Below are 16,466 nucleotides of genomic sequence, written 5' to 3' on the forward strand. Positions count from 1 at the left end.
ATTACCCCCGGTTCGTCGGCAACATATCTTCGGTCCGGATAATGGCGGCCTCTCGTCCTGGGCCACTGCCGCTGTCGATGCCTCCCTTCCGATCTGGCGTCTTATCCTCGCTCCCGCCTGCGCCCTTCATGGCATCCCTCCCTGCCTGGCCGCCGGCATCGCCCGCACGCTGCACGCCCCGCTCAACCGCAGCCGTATTGTCCATGTCATGCATGATTTGCCCACCGATCCAGCGCAGCACCTGATTGGGCAGATAGTCGATGGCCTTGAAGCTGGCGTTAGCGAAGCCGTAGATCGCCACGCAGTAGGCAACGACGTAGGCCTCGCCGATGAAGAAGCCCATGGTGTTGCCGCTGGCGGCGCTGGCCTTCATGTTGGGTAGGAATAGCACATTGAACAGCCCAACCACGTTGTTGAAGATCAGCAGCCCGACCACCAACGAGAAGACCATCAGCACGGGCCGCAGGAAAATGCCCAGGATGATTGTGTAGCCGGTTTGGGCGGCGGGACCGGCAAGGCCTTCGCCATCGCTGCGCAAATGGGCCACCAGCATCAGGGGCACGGCAACAATCGCCTCGAAGATCCCCAGCAGCCAGGCGATGCAGCCATACATCCACCGGATCAATGGCAGCACGGCCAGCCCAACGGCCAGCAGGGCGGCCGAGGACATCAGCATGATGAAGATGCCAATCACCAGAGGGGCGAGCGCCCCAAGGATCGCCGCCAGTCCCGAGCCGACCACTTTCTGCGCGGCAACGGAGGCCGCAGCACCAGCCGGGCCGCCCATCCATCCCATGACAGCCGCAAAACCCGAACTGTTGGCCCAGCCGATGGCGGCGGCGAAAAAGGTCAGGATGCCGATGGCCCAGGCGAGGATGGTGTGGCCGAAGCTGATAAGCTCGGCCAGCGGGTCATCCCCAGTGAACTCGAACAGCTTCACTGTCCCGAATCCGATAGGGGAGAAAAGACGATCCAACGGACCCGCCTGCGACCCTGCGGCAACGCTTTGGAAGGTGGGAAGGCCCAAGTCGGCGGCGGTGGTGTTCCAGTATTGCTCGGCCCCGGCCAGGGCGGCGTGCACCTCTTGCGGCCAACCTATTCCGGGGGCCGGGCCGGAGATTTCCGGCGGTGTGGACGCGGCTTTGATCAATTCAGCATTCAGACGGGAAAGGGTGTGCAGCCATGCTGGCGCAGCCACCCAGCCCGCAGTGCGAATCTCGGCGATGGTCTTGGATCGCGCCACATCCTGCTGAGCTTGGACTGCAGGGGCGATCTTTCCAATCAGTGCGCGAGCATAGGAATCGGCGATCTGCCGCCCAATGGCGGTGCTGGGCATCGCCTGACGAAGAGCGGGGTTCGGGTGGTTGGCCAGCACGATCTGCTGGGCCAGCGACTGAATTTGCGGCAGCACCTGCATCAAGGCATCCCGCTGAGCGGCAATCATCACCCTTTCGCCGGCGTGATCGAGATTTTCCGGTGGCGTGAAGGTGATCGCTCCGCAGGCCTTGCGCGGATAATGGCTGGCGCCGTCATACGAGCGCTCGACAGCGACTTTCATCTCCGAAAACCCGTTGGGCCGCAATTGCCGGTCGACGTTGACCCGGATGTAAGGGGCATCACCCGACTGGGCGGCCACGGCGTTGAAGGCGGCCATACAGGTCTCGATCGACAGCAGGGTGCCGATGACCGGCTCGAGCTGTGCCGACATGGGCGGGGTGACGATGGCCCCACGCCCAGAGACCACGTGGTCGATGTGGGCTTCCCAGACGGACGACGCGATTTTTGAGCCTTGGCCGGCCAGCCAGACGGCCACCAATTGGCCGCCGTTCCAGCCATCGGAGATCGGCACCAGCAGGCCCATGCCGAACACCAAACGGATCGGCGCCCACAGCATGGAATGGCGCTGACCGCCGACGCGTCCATGCTTGGCCGACTCCATCACCACGACGCCGACATTGTAGAAGCTGAGAAAGACGCCCAACCCCATGGCGCTCGCGTTGTAGATCAGCAGCATGGCGCCCAAGGCTGAACTGATTTCAGTCGTCGAGGTGCCGGTGCTGATCCCGAACACACCGCGCAGCCAACGGGCAGCAAAATTCTGGCTGGCGGCGATATCCGCCCAGGCGTCGGCGGCCCAAGCGGTGCCCAGGGCGGCCTGCGAAAAAGCCGTCAGAAAACCCAGGGCCACGGCAATCAGGAATCCGATGACCGCCAGGAATAGGGCCATTTGGCGGGGATTACGGCGATCGATTCGCCGCCAACCCTCCGACAGCACACTGCGCAAGGTCAGGCTGCCATCGGCCAATGATGACACTGCGCGGGCGGGGTGATCCGGCGGCAGGATGCCGGAGTTGACGAAAGTGAGGGCGATCAGGCGGACGAACAGGCTGGATGTGTAAGCCATCTCCTGTTTGAACCTGGGCCAAGCCTGCGGCTTGAAGAAGAACCCGAAGCTGTCCCCCACGCTTGGCCGCCGGATCGCCCCCATGGTTCAGCCCTCCGCCCGGCTCTGGCCGTCACGCCAGCCGATGCACCAACCCAGGACGGCGCCGATGGCCAGCACACCGAAGGCCTGGAAGCCATTCATCGTCGTTTCCGCCAGGAATGCCCGCCCGGCTCCGCCGAAAGCCACCATGTCGAAAAGGTTTCCGCCCACCCAGATCAGAAAGATGGTCAGCATGAAGGCGGCCATCCGAGGCAGGGCGACGGACAGTCGCAATGTGGCAAGCGATCTCATGGGGTTCTCCTTAGGGCTTGGGCGTCGGGCTGGTCGGCATCCGCTTTTCGGGGCCGTGGCGTTCGTCCAGGTTCTTGCCGACCGCCAACCAGAAGCCGGACATGTAATGGGCATCCCCTGCGCGGCTGGCGTCGCGGTGACCGCGGCGGCCATCGAGCCAACCGCGGACGATCTCGGCATCTTCCGTGCAGCAGCCGGGAACCTGGCTGAGGATGGTTTCGAAGGCGGTGTCGTCCCCGAAGGGGCCGGTCAGGTCCAACTCGTGCCGCCATTCCTCAGCGGCGGCGCAGATGTCGTAGCGGTTGGAAGCTGGCAGAGTCGTGGTATTGTCGCGCTTGGTCATGATCCTGAAGTCTCCAAATCGAAGGATCGTGGCTTCGGACCCGGGGCGCGCCAACGCTCCGGGTCCACCAATGATGGAGACGCTAACACCAAGAAATCATGTCTAGCAAGTATTTGTGATTGATGCCTACTTGACTGCTATTGCAGTGGATAAAGTAGGCACCTTTTTCACAATTTATTTGGTGACTGGCTCACCAAATCATTTTTATTCCTGACATATTGGGCTGCGTGTCAGGATTGGCCTCATTCACGACCCGCCACGAGCTTGCCGTCCTGCTGAATGTTGCGAACCAACTGGGGATTAGGATGTCGCTCCGGATCGGCCCATTCGGCCTCCCACACGGGCATCGGCGAGATAAGTACGCCGGTGTCCAGCAGGACGTCATAGGCCAGGTCGGCCAAGGCCAGCTTGGCTTCAAGGCGGTCACCGGTGCCCGCGAGAATGACGGCCACATCCACGTCGCTGTTGGCGGCTGCATCGCCCCGGGCTTGGCTGCCATATAGAACGGCCAGGCGGAAACGGTCATCCTGACGTGAAACCGCATCAACGAAGGTAATTATGGCCGTGTTCAGGTCATTTTTCGGCATTGCTAAGCCCGCAGATACGGAAAATACGGATCCAGGGATGGGCTAGGACGAGGCCTCGCCTCCATCGATCACCCCTCGGCACCAAGTGGGGAGAGGCTTCCGGCGATCTGCTGGTTTCCGTGCTTTCTTGCGCCCCTTCCGCTTTGGTCGATCCGGGTAGGCAGCCTCGAGCGCCTTGCGAAGGTCGGCGAGCATAGCGGACATGTCTGGATGGCCCCCATTGGGGACGGCGATGGCTGCACGGGCCTCGCGCTCTGCTGCGGCCTCGTGAATTTCCGGAATGAGAGTGCGCTGTTCTGCCAGAACGCGGTTGACCAGGCGCAGAACAGGTGTTGGACCACCTAGCTCTCGAAGAGCCACGGTGACGACCTCGAGCAGGGCTGCGATGGCATCCTGGTCATGGATGTCGTCAGCATGCTTGCGCGTTTGTCCCAGGTACTGCTCCAGCGCCAGGGCCGCCAAGCGTAAAATCTCGTCTCGATTGTTCATCATGGCTATACGCTCCGTGAGTCTTCACGAAGCCGGGCGTTTAACGGGATCGCCCCCGGCATCCTCGTACCGTTTCGTCCGAGGTCGGCGGCGCACTCCCCCGCACCGCTGGGGCCGACCATGACGGGCGCATGTTGGCTCAGCCCCGCTCTTGCGAGCGCACGCCTATCATTTTGCCAAAGCTGGCCCAGGTCAATGTCCTGATTCTTATGTGTTCCTGGTCTTTCCATATTCCTCGACCTTATTTGACGTAAATTCAATCGCTTAAGGCATTGAACGGTGAGGTGTTGGGCGTTTTGCGTGGAGGAGTCGGGCGGTTGACGGTGAGGCATTGGGCGGCCGATGGTGAGGTCCTGGGCGGTCAGAAATCAGGGATTTCGTCGCCCAGATAGTCTGCCGGGTTGGGTGCCGCCGCACGAAGCCCTGCCTCCATGTCGAGGCGCAGTTGCATCTGCCGCTGAGCCAGTGCCTCGACAGTCTTCTTGACCCTGGCCTGTCGGCCAAGTCGGCATCGGTTGATTTCGGATGCCGCCTCCTGCCGCTGCTCCTCGTCCTTCGGCCACCAGCGTAAACGGACGCCAACTACCGACTTTCCCCGCTTCAACTCTTGGATCGCCATGTTGAAGCCCAGCGCGAATGCGTTGACCTCCTCGATCGCCGGCTTGATCGCCCACCGGTTCAGGTCGGCGTAGCGGTGAAGGCCATCGACACCCAGGCGGTTTCGAAGCTCTGACAGGGACAGTTCCTCCTCGAATTTCCGCATGTGGATGCGCCGCTCCCCCATCTCGTACAGACTCAGGGCGTACTTTGACGAAAAAGCCGCCATCACCTTGATCCGCAACTGGCCCCAGGTGGTGCTGCTGCGGATGATGGAGATGAGTCGGGGGTCGAACGTGTAGGTCAGGATGCCGGTGCGGTTGTCATCGTCGTCCATGTCGTTGCCGCCAAGCATCTGGGCGCGGCGCACGACGATGTTTCCCTTGCGCCCCTTGACCTCGGCTTCGATCAAGGCGGTCATCAGCCGCTTGATCGTCTCGGCGATCCGTTGGTTGCTGCCGGTATGCAGCCCCTTCAACTCGGACAGGGCGATGACGTGTTCAGCGCCGTTTTGATCGATCCGATCCCAGGCGTTTCGAAGCAGCGCATTGAAGGTGCGACGATCCACAAGTGTCAGGCTGGAGGGGAGGCGAACGTCGATCAGTTCGGCCGGCTTCACCATGTGGTCGTCCGACCACGGCTCGATGCTGGTTGTCGAACGCAGCTTGCGCTTCGACGAGGCCATGGGGACTGCCATTGGCCATTCACCGCCCGGCCACATCAAAAGCTTCTGGCGCTTTTGACGTGCCCTCCTTCTCGCGACGCCGAATGATCTCCGCCTTGGTGGGGCGGCCGCGCTTCTTCGAGGGCGACGGCAAGGGTGAAGGGGGAGTGGCTGGCTGCAGGTCACCGAGAAGCCAACGTTCGAATGTGGGGACGTGGTAGAGGACTGTTCTTCCCCGGCGGATGACCGGCGGGCCATCGACGCAGTCCTTCATTCCCAGCTTCTTGAGACGGGAATAAGGGATGACGTGGCCGTAAAGCGCGGCGATCTCGCGCCGGGTCTTAAAGTCGGAAGGAGCCATGGGGTCGCACCTATTCTGCGACCTGCCCACTCCACGGACAGGACCTCGCAGATGCGACCCGGCAGATTTCGTGGGACCAGAGGTCCCGAGAGGACGGATGCGTCAAGATCATTGGCCTGCCAGGGCCGGATCGCACTGTCGGCTTCGCAATAGACTTGCTGGCTGCCGAGGGCCGCATACGATCTGCGGGCTACACTTGGCCACAGCACCTACGGCTGTAGCTCAATGGAGTGGTCCGAACCTACCAGAACCAGCTGAAACCGACAAGTCTGGCCTTGGACCAATTTGGACCACGAGAGCCGAACTTTATCGAACCAGTCAGAACCCACGTGAACCAAAAATAACCGTCGTTTCAACGAACTAGCTAGAACCTCGAGAGCTTGCAAGGCCCTCCGGACGGCTTCCCAAGCTTACGACGAGGGTTCGATTCCCTTCACCCGCTCCACTCTCTTCGCCTTCGAAATCAATACCTTAACCGAAACCGGTGATGCCCGGCGATGCCGCGTTATGCCTGTTTCTGCCTATGGTTTGATGACCCGTAGATGACCCGGAGCTGACCCAGCCCGTCATCGGCGGGCGGGAGAAGGCTATGAAGAAGGTTGCGGGCCTACGGGCCAAACTGACCAAGACCGCCATCGACAAGATCGCCCCGCCATCGGCGGGCAAGATCATCGTCTGGGATGCCGACCAAGCCGGGTTCGGCGTGGTGGTGACGGCGCAGGGCGTCAAAAGCTGGATCATCAACTACCGCACCCGCGACGGGCGCCAGCGCCGCTTGGTGCTGGGCCGCTGCGACCGCCTGACCGCCGATCAGGCCCGCACCGCCGCCCGCGCCAAGCTGGCCGAGGTGGATTTGGGCGGCGACCCGGTGACCGAGCGCAAGGAAACCCGCGCCCGTCTGCGTATGGCCGCTCTGCTGGATCAATACATCACCGACGAGATGCCCCGGCGCAAACGCGCCTCGACGGTCAGGCTGCACACTGGGCAGATTGAACGCTATATCCGCCCCCATCTGGGCGGTATGGCGGTGGCGGAGGTCTCACGGGAAGATATCCGCGCCCTGCATCGCCGGATCACCGACAACGGCGGCGCCATCACCGCCAACCGCATGGTGTCGCTGCTGTCGGCCATCCTCTCCTATGCCATCGAAATCGGCTGCATCACCGACAACCCCGCTTTCCGTTTCCCGCGCCACAGCGAACAGCCCCGCCGCCGTTACCTGAGCCTGGAGGAAATCGCCCGCGTCATGGCCGACATCAACGCCAGTCCGGCCCAGGATTCAGCGGACGTGGTGCGTCTGTTGCTGTTCACCGGGGCGCGGGTGGGCGAGGTGCTGTCCATGCGCTGGGACAACATCGACTTTGAACGGGCGGTGTGGAGCAAACCAGCCTCGGCCACCAAACAGAAGCGCGACCACCACGCTCCACTGACCGACGACGCCCTGGCCCTGCTGCGGGCGCGGCGCCGGGCCAATGCGGGCGAATGGGTTTTCCCCGCCCGCTACTCCCCCACCGGCCATCTGACCAGCATCCGGGTATTCTGGAATCAGGTCTGCAAGCGGGCCAAGATTGCCGATTGCCACATCCACGACCTGCGCCACACCTTCGCCAGCCTCGCCGCCCGCCAAGGCGTGCCGCTCCAGGTGGTCGGCGGGCTGTTGGGGCACAGCGACCATAAGACGACGAGCCGGTATCTGCATTTGTATGATGACCCGCTGCGGGCGGGGGCGGCAGCGGTGGCGGGGATAATTAAGCGTGAGAAGTAGGTTGAATGGCTCGGGGCAGATTAGTGTCGAATTCGCCAACTACTGACGTTCTTGAGGATATGATTCAAGCTGATCGAAGCCCCCCTAATCGAGGCGAATTTGACTCAACCCACGCTCCAAGGCATTTGCCAATTTTGAAAAATTCACCTTTAGGGAGTCTATGGATACCGCCACCTCAAGATGAATTTCTCGTTGGCTGTATCGGGTGGTGTCCAGAACATCCCACCCCTGAGTCTTCAGGATTTCCTTCGCCGTTTCGAGCTTATTTCCCCAACGCTTATCAACATTTGTCCAGTCCGTTACGCCAGTCGCAACGTTTCTGAATTGCACGGAAACAGATCGTGCTTGCAGGTTTCCTCGGATTGAAACTATCCGACCGACTTTCAATTCCTTTTGAAACTCGTCACCGGCAGGATTGGAGGTGTAGTCGCGATCAAGCACCTTTGCAAACAATTCCTCGGCCCAAAAATCTGGGCTAAGTTCATCCCAAATTCCATCCACAGCGTCTTGGAGTTGATCTAACTCGGCTCGAATATGGCGAACGTTTATTCTGTGCGCGATATCATGGCAAGTGGCATTGTCAATCAGTCGAGCCAATCTCTTGGGAGCTGACTTCCAGCTCAACGTGGGGTCGTATCTGAACTTTGTACGGATCTTATCTTTCCAATCAACGGACTTACTCCCGCCCGTGGGAGGGGTAAGTCCCGTATAGGCGGTAAAAATTGTCATTCCAATTCCGTAAGAATCTACCTTGGTTGAGCGAGCCTGCTGACAGTCAATGTCTTCTAATTGTTCGGGGGCGTAGTAACCGGCTTCCTCAATGTTGCCGCTGATGGTCCGTCCCTGTGCTTTGGCGTGCCAGGACATATCGAAATTTAGTAGAGCCACCTCGTACCTGTCCGCATCGGTACTCTCCAAGGCGCTATCGCGCCAATAAAACCATGGCACAATTACATTCGATGGCCGAATATCTCGATGTAGAACGCCTTGTGGAAGGTTGTGACTAAACTCCACATGGCGACACACGCTTCTTAATATTCGAATGCCATCTGTCCAAAATTTGAACTGTGTTGAGTTTATTATATTTTTAAAGTTGTCTCCATCAATGAAATCCATTAGTACGCAAGTTGGAATTTCGAATGCTGTGATGATTTTTGCTGTTCCAGGTACTGCGGCTTTTGTTAGGTATTCAAGGCATTGTACGCCGCGTCGAAAGCTGTCTAGTTGCTCACCATTTGATAGATTGTCCATTTGAATAATTTTTAAGGCGTAAGCGCATCCGCTTTCATCAACGAGTTTCCACACGGAGGAAAATGGGCTGCTGGAAACCTTATCTACGACCGAGTATCCGTGAAATTTATTGTGCGGATTTCTCGATGTCAGATGCCATACTTGGTGAATTACACGGGAGTAATTCTGCAAAAAGGCTTGGTATTCATTGCATTGGGTATCGCCGTGATTGCGCTCAATCAGCGCCTTGGCATGGCCTGCGAGGGTCAGCCGTAACTTGTCATCATCGTCAAGTAGACGTAGTTCCTTCTCACTTGGGATGCTGTCTAAGGGGCTCACTGAGCCAACCACGGCAGGAGCTAATTCGTCCTTTGAGATGAACTCCTTCAAATCCGCAAATATCTGCTTAAGAATAGTGGTGTGATCTAGCGGGGCTGCGACATTCGCTTCAGGCTCATATCGGATAACCTGAACTCCAGCTTTACTCGCCCATCTATCCGTTTCGCTATCGCAGCGGTCGGTGATCCAGAAATGCTGACCAAGGTCGATACCGTTAGAAATGAGCCTCTCTAAGAAACCGCCGGCCGCCACGTCATCTGCCGATATTCCCATGAAGACAATAGTGAAGTCCTGGATAACGAAATTAATAAAGTTTACATATTGTGGATCATTTGAAAGCCGCGTGAAATCGTCTTTAGTAAAGACCCAGCTTTTTGCCGACTCGTGGATGCCATGCAGATTTGCGATAAACGGTTTCCGCCGCTTCACTAAATGCAGGTAATCGCCTGCATCTTTTCCGCAAAAATTAGCGACATCTTCGGATATTCGAACTTTACGGTGCGCTTTATACGCAAATTTATCAATATTTAGGGTGAGAAAGCTGGATACTCCATCTAGTTCCCAGATTTCTTTGTAAATATCTGGCGGCTCTATTTTTTCTGCCGCCTCGAAAATTTCTCGAATCGCCGCTCTGTAGGTGGCTTCGCCCATGACCGTGTGTAGGATTTGGAAAGCCTCCCAAAGATTTTCCGTCTCGTAAATTTGGTCGAGCTCAATCTCCTTTGCCTTCGCATCCTCTTCCCGAAGGGTCAGCAGACTTTCCAGCGCCTGATTGCGCATGATATCTTTGAGCCGTGGCCAAGTCGGAAATCCTGCGGACTGACTAAGTCCAGCTCCAGTCCAGAATGCGAGGTCTTTTCTCCGTTCGGCGTAAATCTTGCGGAGACGTTGGTATGATGGCTGGGCTGGGTTAAAGGGCATATCGGCTACCGAGCAATGGCTATATACCACTCGAGGTTAATGCATCTATAGGTTGCCAACAAGGCATTGTTCCATCGAAAGTCACCGCTCTCAGACAACTGTGTTGTCCGTGGGAGCGCGCAAAAGAATTCCAAGCACGAAAACGGGGTCAAAGCCCTCCCCTCCCCCCCTCAATCCGCAGCATCCCGATCCCCTCCAATACGCTCACCAGTTCCATCCTGGCACTCTTCACCTCATACATCCCCTGCAACCGCATCCAATACCCCGGCCCGGTGCCGAAGGCTTGACCCAGGCGCAGGGCCATCTGGGCTGTGACGCCCCGCTGACCGTTCAGGATGGCCGTGACAGCATTGGGCGGCACGCGGATATGGTCGGCGAACTTGCGGGCGCTCATGGACAGCGCCTCCAGTTCGTCTTTCAGGATTTCGCCGGGATGCACCGGAGGCAGGTTGTCGATGGCGGGAATGGTCATGGCGGGCCTCAGTGGTAATCGACGATTTCAACGTTCACGGCGTCGCCGGGGATCATCAGCGGGTCTTTGCCGGTCGGGTCTTCGGCGAAGGCCCAGCGGAAGCAAATCCGCCACCGATCATTGATGCGAATGCTGTACTGGTCGTTGCGGTCGCCGCCCAGCGCCTCGAAGCGGTTGGACGGCGGGTTGCGCAATTCCACCAGCCGGGCAGCGGCATTCAACTTGGTCAAGCCTTTGACCGCCTGACGCTCGAACGCCTGGAACTCCTTGATGCGCTTTCCGGCGGCGAAATCGGCGCTGCGCTTATCCGCATAGCTCTTGATCGGCATGGTGCATATTATGCGTTACGGATTGCATAACGGTCAAGCCGGTTAAATCCACATCCGCAGAATCTCATCGATGCCATAGGTCAGCTTGTACACCCGCTTCGCCTCTGCTTCCATCGCCGCCACTTCCGGCATGGCGCCGCCTTTGCCCCAGTAGATCATATTGGCCGCATGGGCCATTTGATTGATGTTCCTGGAGACGGCGATGAACTCGCGCCACAAGCGCCGCATATCGGCCAAATCCGCCGAACTGGGGGCGCGATAATCCAAAACGCTATGCCTGATCGCCGCTCGGATGAAATCCGAGACGTCTTCCCGCGTCTCGGCGGCCTTGGCCCGCATGGCGGCATCCAGCTCGCGGGTTAGGCGCAGGGTGAAGCGAACATCGTAATTGCTCATGGCATTTCCTTTCAGCCGCCGGAGGCTGGCGCCCCGCTTGCGGCGGTTTGTCTGACAAAACGCGTATCCTGCCTTGGTGAGATCATGGCGCCCGATCCGCGAAAGCCTTGGTTTGTGCGGCTTCCGCCACCGGGTCGATGGAGTGGCGTTCTGGTGGGGGTGTCACAGCCTCGCTTTGGTGTCGGTTTTGGCTGTCACAGCCCCATTTTTCCCCTGTCACACCCCCGGTTTTCCCTGTCACAGCGGGGGAATCGGCTGTCACAGTCTGCGTCTTCTGTTCAAGCGGCCTGCCGGTGGTCGGGGCCGGTAGGTATTTGGGCTGGCAAAGAGGGAGCGGGGGATTTGCCCGCAGGGCGTCAAGGCAACCTGTCCGCCGGCATCGGCGTAGGGGCGCTGCACAGGGGCCGGCGGGGCCGCCTCGGGCGGATCGGCCCGCGTGGGGAAATGGTGCCGCCGGCATGGTGCTTGCGCGTTTTGCCCAGCTTTCCCATTTTTCCGTGCCCGCTACAGGATAGGGTTTATAGGGGGGAACTATAGGGTGTCGTACCATTTCACCGTCCCTCACTCGTACCGTTTCACCGTCGGTTTTGGGGGATAAGTCAGTGACGCCTTATGCGGCCTGGGTTTGGCTGGTCGTACCGTTTCACCGTTGATAAAGGGCAGCGATCCACAGGGATTGATGGCCGGCAGGCTGGGCAGCAGGCGCACCCCGCCGGGTTCGATCCGATAGCGCAGGCCGCGATAGAACAAGGCGACCCGGCGCAAGCTGCGCAGTGCGGCTTTTTGGAAATTGCTAGAATCGGCATAATCAGCGCCAAATTGCTGGCTCAGGCGGGTCCAGGGAATGAAGCAGCCCCGCCCCGATAGCGTGAACACGCGATAGGTGGCCCAGGCGTAAAAGTCCAAAGCCAGGGGCGAGCGGCGCAGGCCGTGCAAGGCCCGGCGATCCACCGGCACCGAAGAGGCGAGGATGGCGCGAAAGAAGGTTTCGCCCAAAATGATGAAACTGCCGAACAGGCTTTGCTGGTTGGGGACGGCATGGCTCCACCACACCTGCCCGCCTTCGGTCAACGGCATGTTGATCCAGGCTTCCTCGCTTTCGCTGATGCTGATTTGCGCCCGGAACAGCCACAACATCTGCTGCCGCAGCCGGTGGGCGTCGCCGCGCTTGCCGCCGCCGGTTTCCGGGTTCAAGCCGACCAGGCGCATGAAATCGGCCAGAGAACGGCCAAACTCGAGGCGGCGCGACTTGCTGCGCACGGCTTCGGTGACGATCCAGAACAGCAACAGACGCGGGATGCTGCCATAGGGATAGCGCGGTTGCCCGGTTTCATCGCGATAGGGGGTGACGGTCAAGGTCAGCCGCCCGTTGTGCTTGCGCCATACCGGCACGGGGCCAGGATCGCGGTGCGGCAAGGTCGCCTGGATGAAATGGCGGACCATATAGACGATATCGGCCTTTGCCGGGGCCGAGGTGATGCCGGCGGCGGCGTTGATCAGCCGCAAGGCGGTTTCGTCGGATGTGCGAGCCATGGCCACCCCTAATCCCGCGTTTCGGCTTCACAGGTGGCGCCCCGTGTCCGTTGCTCGACGAACTCGCGCAGGGCAAGCTCCGAGTAACGGACGCAGCGTTTGGACAGGTGGATGAATTTGGGGCCGCGCCCATGCACGCGCCAATGGGCCAGTGTCTGGGGCGCGACGCCGAGATATTGCGATGCCTCGGTCGGGGAATACAGCCGCCCGGCCAGCGAGGCGGGGAGATGTGCGGGTTTCTTCTTGTATGCCATCGGGGATGCCCTTGGGTTGTCGATGGCTCCCGATTATGGGCATGGATGCCGCGAGGTCGCGGGAAATGGATGAACGGCGAAGTTTTCCCGATCAGGACCAGCGGCGCCAGACGAACGTCATATAGCCACCGTTGACCAATGCTTTGGCTTTCCGAATGTGCTTTTTGACCCGCTCGATGCTGGTCGTGTCGCCGCCTTCCGACGGATACAGGGTTTCGGCAATCTGCCGATACTCGGCCCCGGTTGTCTGGGCGTCATAACAGCGTAGATACAGGATGTTCTTGGCGGGTTGGGGGCGCTGGGCCGAGGGGCGTTTCAGCCCAACTGTCAGGTTGGCATAGATGGCCTTGATGCGTTCAATTTGTTCGCCCAAAGGACGATCCGCGACAATGCGGACATCAACACAGTGGGCGGACGCGGGCGGGCCGATCTGGTGGTCCAGCTTCTTGCCGTCGTGCCATGATGCCAGGACTTCCACATGGGGGACGTACTCGTCCGCGAACATCGGTTCAATCAGGGAATCGGGGTTGCGCGGCCCACCATGGGGCGAGAGGTGGAAACGCCGGCAAATCTGGTTGGAAAGCTCGGTCACGGCGGGACTGAGTGGCAGATTGGAAATTGGATACTCGCCCTTGCCGCAGCACTCCTGCCAGACCGGCACAAAGGCCGAAAATGCGGCGATGTAATCCTGGTTGCGGCGCAGATACTCCCAGGCCCATTTGTCGGGGTAATTGTAGGACAGATAGCCATAGTCCGAGGCATCCCGCCAATCCGGCCAATAGGCAGGTGCCAGGATGGAATCGGCAATCATGGTCGGGGTAAGGATCATGGCCCTGGCCTGTTCATGACGTTTAAACGGCTTCGCAGCATCGGCATGTCCAAGGGATGGAAAGCATCCTTATCCTTGTGCCAGAATATCCAGGCAAGATCAGCCGTGAACAGGTGAAAAGTGGCACTGCCAATGGTGATGACTTCCAGATGACCCGGCTTTCTGCAATACTGCTCGCGGTATTGATTTCTGCGGCGTTGAGCTGGATTACGTCACGGCTTCCCAAGCTTACGACGAGGGTTCGATTCCCTTCACCCGCTCCAACGCTTTCCTGATTGTTTTCCAACAGGTTAGCCCAGACCAACGTGGTCACACCCTTCCGCCCGAACCGTTCATAAACCCCCGTTTGGCACAAATTTGGCACAACGGGACTTTAAGTTCGGATGGCAACCATTCGGAAACGCAGTGGAAATTGGCAAGCCCTCGTCAGGCGGCTTGGGCAAAAAACGCTGTCCCAGACCTTCCCGACGAAGGCTGAAGCTGTCGCCTGGGCGCGTGCAAAAGAGGCTGAGATCGACGTTGCTGAACGTCCGGTCGAGGTCATCGAACTTGCGACCACCACCCTCGCTGACTTGATCGAGCGGTACCGCGACACGGTTACCCCGACTAAGAAGAGCGCCTATCAGGAACGGTATCGGTTCAACAGGCTGTTGCGCGAGCCAGTGGTGAACCTGACCTTGGACAAGCTGACGACAGGAGCGTTCGCCAAGTTCAGGGATGACCGTCTCCAGACCGTGGGGGCGCAGCAGGTTAGGCACGACCTCAATGCATTCGCTGTGGTGCTGCGAACGGCGCGGCTGGACTGGGACGTGCCACTGAAATCCATCCCCGTGGACTCGGTTCGCAAACCGAAGATGCCTCGGGGAAGGAATAGGAGGCTGAACGACGGTGAGTATGAACGGCTTCGATACGCCATCCTGTCCGGCGAATCGCCATACCTGTGGGAAGTGGTCGAGTTCGCTGTTCAAACCGGGATGCGGCAGGCTGAAATCTTGGGGCTGCGTTGGCAGGACATCAACCTTGAGGCGCGGATGGCTCATTTGCGCGACACCAAGAATGGCGATCCCCGCGACGTGCCGCTGACGACCAAAGCGGTCGCGGTTCTTCAGAAGCAGCAAGAAGCGATGTATCCCAGTCCATTCCCATTCACCGTGCGAATGGTGCAGTGGTCATGGCGGCAAGCCCGTCGTCGCGCCGGTATCGAAGACCTGCACTTCCATGATCTCAGACATGAGGCAATCAGCCGCTTGTTTGAGCATGGGCTCGCGATCCCGGAAGTCGCAGTGATCAGTGGGCATCGTGATTTCAGAATGCTCGCAAGATACACGCATCTTAGAGCGGAACAGATAAGCTTGAAGCTTCCATAGCACAGGCTGTCACCCAGAACGCACCTTAATGGTATGTTGTGTCTTCCAGTTTTCAGCCGGAAGTCATAGAATACCCCTGGTTGCTGAACTCCGGGGGTCGAAATGTCTGACGAGGATATTGGCGAAGTTGCTGAGGAGTCCGCCGGGGAAGCAAGCGAAATTGGACAAATATATCTTTATCTTTTGAAGGATAAAGTGACTTTTGATGGTGCCCTCGATCCAGAGGCTAATATACAATCTAAAAGCACATTTAAGTCATCCGACTTTGAGGTCGGAGATGCGTCGTGCCGTTTCTTGTACTTTCAGTCTGTAGCAGACAGATCGAACCCATCATGGCTTGAGTTTATCAACGAACGCCTTCCTGAAGCTGACCGCGTTTCTTTCTCAGCGACAAGCACAAATCCAAACGGAATTCTGTTTGTTCGCCTGGACAATAAAACATTTGCAGCGACGTTTGGGCGCAGTGCTGTGGGGTGCATCCTTAAAGGTGCCATAGTACAGGACTTTGGCATTAGAACTGCGATGAATATGTGTGGAAATGAAGAGGTTCGTCAGACGAAGACATTAAGCAACGCAATTACGACAACTTACATTGATCGTCAGGTCAACACGCCGTCAGACTCATTCGTATTTGGAATTAATGAAGCAGAAGATTTGCGATATATATCCGCCCACATGATTGGCAATAAGAACATAACGCTTCAAGGAAAAGAAAGTCTGACCATAAAGGTGATTGGCAGCGAAAAGCTCTCTTGGCTTGGTCTGATTTTGAAATGTCGGGAGTTCATTAAAAAGTATGACGATACATCATACTCTACCTTGTTTCCTAATTATCGAAACTTCAGACCAGCGCCGGACGATGTTTCTAATGACTTGGATGCCAAGCTTATTGCGGAATTAAAGGCAAAAAACTTCTCTAAGTTCCAGTTCTGCATTCCTGACTTTATTCAGGACGACAAGTATAGCTTTAGCTATACAAACAACAAAAGTAGAAATAATAAGATATATTCCCACATTGAAATTTCTCAACTCGATTCGCACGTCAAGTTTGACGGCAGTCTGGCTGTCGCAAAGTTGAAGGCGCGGTACGTATTCGCGTACTCCCATGAGGATGACAAAATCCTATCCCATCCGAGGTGGTCTGCCTATGACTGCCTTGTTTTTGAAAGTGACCACCCTAACAGGCTGCGGAAAAACCCTTTCATCTGAGGCTGCATCGTGATTCGCTTCTCCTGCTGAGTTCGGAGGGGGGG

17 protein-coding genes are annotated in these 16,466 nt (G+C 58.2%); 3 read left to right on the forward strand and 14 right to left on the reverse strand.

Going from position 1 to position 16,466, the window contains the following annotated elements; translation table 11 throughout:
- Position 1: 1 nt before the first annotated feature.
- From KEC16_RS18860 to KEC16_RS18890, 7 genes are all read right to left on the reverse strand, one after another.
- Positions 2 to 2,488 (reverse strand): DotA/TraY family protein, encoded by a 2,487-nt coding sequence (locus KEC16_RS18860; RefSeq protein WP_211551855.1) that lies wholly within the window; start codon positions 2,486 to 2,488, stop codon positions 2 to 4.
- 3 nt (positions 2,489 to 2,491) lie between these two features.
- A complete protein-coding gene (locus tag KEC16_RS18865) occupies positions 2,492 to 2,737 on the reverse strand; it encodes a hypothetical protein (RefSeq protein ID WP_211551857.1) in 246 nt (81 codons plus the stop codon).
- A 10-nt stretch (positions 2,738 to 2,747) separates the two neighbouring features.
- Positions 2,748 to 3,080 carry a hypothetical protein gene (locus KEC16_RS18870; protein ID WP_211551859.1) on the reverse strand — a complete coding sequence of 111 codons (333 nt, stop codon included), beginning with the start codon at positions 3,078 to 3,080 and terminating at the stop codon, positions 2,748 to 2,750.
- Between the two features lie 242 nt (positions 3,081 to 3,322).
- Positions 3,323 to 3,667, reverse strand: a complete 345-nt coding sequence (locus KEC16_RS18875; RefSeq protein WP_211551861.1) for a nucleotidyltransferase domain-containing protein — start codon at positions 3,665 to 3,667, stop codon at positions 3,323 to 3,325.
- Between the two features lie 42 nt (positions 3,668 to 3,709).
- A complete protein-coding gene (locus KEC16_RS18880) occupies positions 3,710 to 4,159 on the reverse strand; it encodes a hypothetical protein (RefSeq protein WP_211551863.1) in 450 nt (149 codons plus the stop codon).
- Between the two features lie 358 nt (positions 4,160 to 4,517).
- Entirely contained in the window at positions 4,518 to 5,438 is a 921-nt protein-coding gene (locus KEC16_RS18885) for a replication initiation protein (protein WP_211551865.1), read from the reverse strand.
- A 19-nt stretch (positions 5,439 to 5,457) separates the two neighbouring features.
- Positions 5,458 to 5,778, reverse strand: coding sequence for a hypothetical protein (locus KEC16_RS18890; RefSeq protein ID WP_211551867.1), 321 nt, complete (start codon positions 5,776 to 5,778; stop codon positions 5,458 to 5,460).
- A 589-nt stretch (positions 5,779 to 6,367) separates the two neighbouring features.
- Between KEC16_RS18890 and KEC16_RS18895 the strand changes: the two genes are divergently transcribed.
- The gene (locus KEC16_RS18895; protein ID WP_211551869.1) at positions 6,368 to 7,543 is read left to right on the forward strand and encodes a tyrosine-type recombinase/integrase; all 1,176 of its coding nucleotides are present in this window, start codon (positions 6,368 to 6,370) and stop codon (positions 7,541 to 7,543) included.
- Positions 7,544 to 7,627: 84 nt separating this feature from the next.
- Here KEC16_RS18895 and KEC16_RS18900 read toward each other — a convergent pair whose 3' ends face one another.
- From KEC16_RS18900 to KEC16_RS18930, 7 genes are all read right to left on the reverse strand, one after another.
- Entirely contained in the window at positions 7,628 to 9,892 is a 2,265-nt protein-coding gene (locus KEC16_RS18900) for a protein kinase domain-containing protein (protein ID WP_211551871.1), read from the reverse strand.
- 289 nt (positions 9,893 to 10,181) lie between these two features.
- Positions 10,182 to 10,505 carry a HigA family addiction module antitoxin gene (locus KEC16_RS18905; RefSeq protein WP_211551873.1) on the reverse strand — a complete coding sequence of 108 codons (324 nt, stop codon included), beginning with the start codon at positions 10,503 to 10,505 and terminating at the stop codon, positions 10,182 to 10,184.
- 8 nt (positions 10,506 to 10,513) lie between these two features.
- Positions 10,514 to 10,834: a type II toxin-antitoxin system RelE/ParE family toxin gene (locus KEC16_RS18910; RefSeq protein ID WP_211551875.1), complete on the reverse strand. Its 321-nt coding sequence runs from the start codon at positions 10,832 to 10,834 to the stop codon at positions 10,514 to 10,516.
- Between the two features lie 42 nt (positions 10,835 to 10,876).
- Positions 10,877 to 11,230, reverse strand: coding sequence for a plasmid mobilization protein (locus KEC16_RS18915; protein ID WP_211551877.1), 354 nt, complete (start codon positions 11,228 to 11,230; stop codon positions 10,877 to 10,879).
- A gap of 561 nt (positions 11,231 to 11,791) precedes the next feature.
- Positions 11,792 to 12,763, reverse strand: coding sequence for a replication protein RepA (locus KEC16_RS18920; RefSeq protein ID WP_211551879.1), 972 nt, complete (start codon positions 12,761 to 12,763; stop codon positions 11,792 to 11,794).
- A gap of 8 nt (positions 12,764 to 12,771) precedes the next feature.
- Complete coding sequence (locus tag KEC16_RS18925; protein WP_211551881.1) at positions 12,772 to 13,017, reverse strand: helix-turn-helix transcriptional regulator; 246 nt, start codon at positions 13,015 to 13,017, stop codon at positions 12,772 to 12,774.
- Positions 13,018 to 13,108: 91 nt separating this feature from the next.
- Positions 13,109 to 13,846 carry a DNA -binding domain-containing protein gene (locus KEC16_RS18930; protein WP_211551883.1) on the reverse strand — a complete coding sequence of 246 codons (738 nt, stop codon included), beginning with the start codon at positions 13,844 to 13,846 and terminating at the stop codon, positions 13,109 to 13,111.
- A gap of 383 nt (positions 13,847 to 14,229) precedes the next feature.
- On the opposite strand from KEC16_RS18930, the gene KEC16_RS18935 reads away from it, so the two are divergent.
- Positions 14,230 to 15,213, forward strand: a complete 984-nt coding sequence (locus tag KEC16_RS18935) for an integrase (RefSeq protein WP_211551885.1) — start codon at positions 14,230 to 14,232, stop codon at positions 15,211 to 15,213.
- A gap of 102 nt (positions 15,214 to 15,315) precedes the next feature.
- A complete protein-coding gene (locus tag KEC16_RS18940; protein ID WP_211551887.1) occupies positions 15,316 to 16,422 on the forward strand; it encodes a DUF6119 family protein in 1,107 nt (368 codons plus the stop codon).
- Positions 16,423 to 16,466: the final 44 nt, after the last annotated feature.

Origin of the sequence: Magnetospirillum sulfuroxidans, from assembly GCF_018224925.1 — a bacterium.
GTDB classification, from domain to species: domain Bacteria; phylum Pseudomonadota; class Alphaproteobacteria; order Rhodospirillales; family Magnetospirillaceae; genus Magnetospirillum; species Magnetospirillum sulfuroxidans.

What these genes read in the sequence shown, in the direction of transcription:
- KEC16_RS18860 (WP_211551855.1), bottom strand. Translation starts at nt 2,488, where the DNA reads ATGGGGGCGATCCGGCGGCCAAGCGTGGGGGACAGCTTCGGGTTCTTC.
- KEC16_RS18865 (WP_211551857.1), bottom strand. Translation starts at nt 2,737, where the DNA reads ATGAGATCGCTTGCCACATTGCGACTGTCCGTCGCCCTGCCTCGGATG.
- KEC16_RS18870 (WP_211551859.1), bottom strand. Translation starts at nt 3,080, where the DNA reads ATGACCAAGCGCGACAATACCACGACTCTGCCAGCTTCCAACCGCTAC.
- KEC16_RS18875 (WP_211551861.1), bottom strand. Translation starts at nt 3,667, where the DNA reads ATGCCGAAAAATGACCTGAACACGGCCATAATTACCTTCGTTGATGCG.
- KEC16_RS18880 (WP_211551863.1), bottom strand. Translation starts at nt 4,159, where the DNA reads ATGATGAACAATCGAGACGAGATTTTACGCTTGGCGGCCCTGGCGCTG.
- KEC16_RS18885 (WP_211551865.1), bottom strand. Translation starts at nt 5,438, where the DNA reads ATGGCCTCGTCGAAGCGCAAGCTGCGTTCGACAACCAGCATCGAGCCG.
- KEC16_RS18890 (WP_211551867.1), bottom strand. Translation starts at nt 5,778, where the DNA reads ATGGCTCCTTCCGACTTTAAGACCCGGCGCGAGATCGCCGCGCTTTAC.
- KEC16_RS18895 (WP_211551869.1), top strand. Translation starts at nt 6,368, where the DNA reads ATGAAGAAGGTTGCGGGCCTACGGGCCAAACTGACCAAGACCGCCATC.
- KEC16_RS18900 (WP_211551871.1), bottom strand. Translation starts at nt 9,892, where the DNA reads ATGCGCAATCAGGCGCTGGAAAGTCTGCTGACCCTTCGGGAAGAGGAT.
- KEC16_RS18905 (WP_211551873.1), bottom strand. Translation starts at nt 10,505, where the DNA reads ATGACCATTCCCGCCATCGACAACCTGCCTCCGGTGCATCCCGGCGAA.
- KEC16_RS18910 (WP_211551875.1), bottom strand. Translation starts at nt 10,834, where the DNA reads ATGCCGATCAAGAGCTATGCGGATAAGCGCAGCGCCGATTTCGCCGCC.
- KEC16_RS18915 (WP_211551877.1), bottom strand. Translation starts at nt 11,230, where the DNA reads ATGAGCAATTACGATGTTCGCTTCACCCTGCGCCTAACCCGCGAGCTG.
- KEC16_RS18920 (WP_211551879.1), bottom strand. Translation starts at nt 12,763, where the DNA reads ATGGCTCGCACATCCGACGAAACCGCCTTGCGGCTGATCAACGCCGCC.
- KEC16_RS18925 (WP_211551881.1), bottom strand. Translation starts at nt 13,017, where the DNA reads ATGGCATACAAGAAGAAACCCGCACATCTCCCCGCCTCGCTGGCCGGG.
- KEC16_RS18930 (WP_211551883.1), bottom strand. Translation starts at nt 13,846, where the DNA reads ATGATCCTTACCCCGACCATGATTGCCGATTCCATCCTGGCACCTGCC.
- KEC16_RS18935 (WP_211551885.1), top strand. Translation starts at nt 14,230, where the DNA reads ATGGCAACCATTCGGAAACGCAGTGGAAATTGGCAAGCCCTCGTCAGG.
- KEC16_RS18940 (WP_211551887.1), top strand. Translation starts at nt 15,316, where the DNA reads ATGTCTGACGAGGATATTGGCGAAGTTGCTGAGGAGTCCGCCGGGGAA.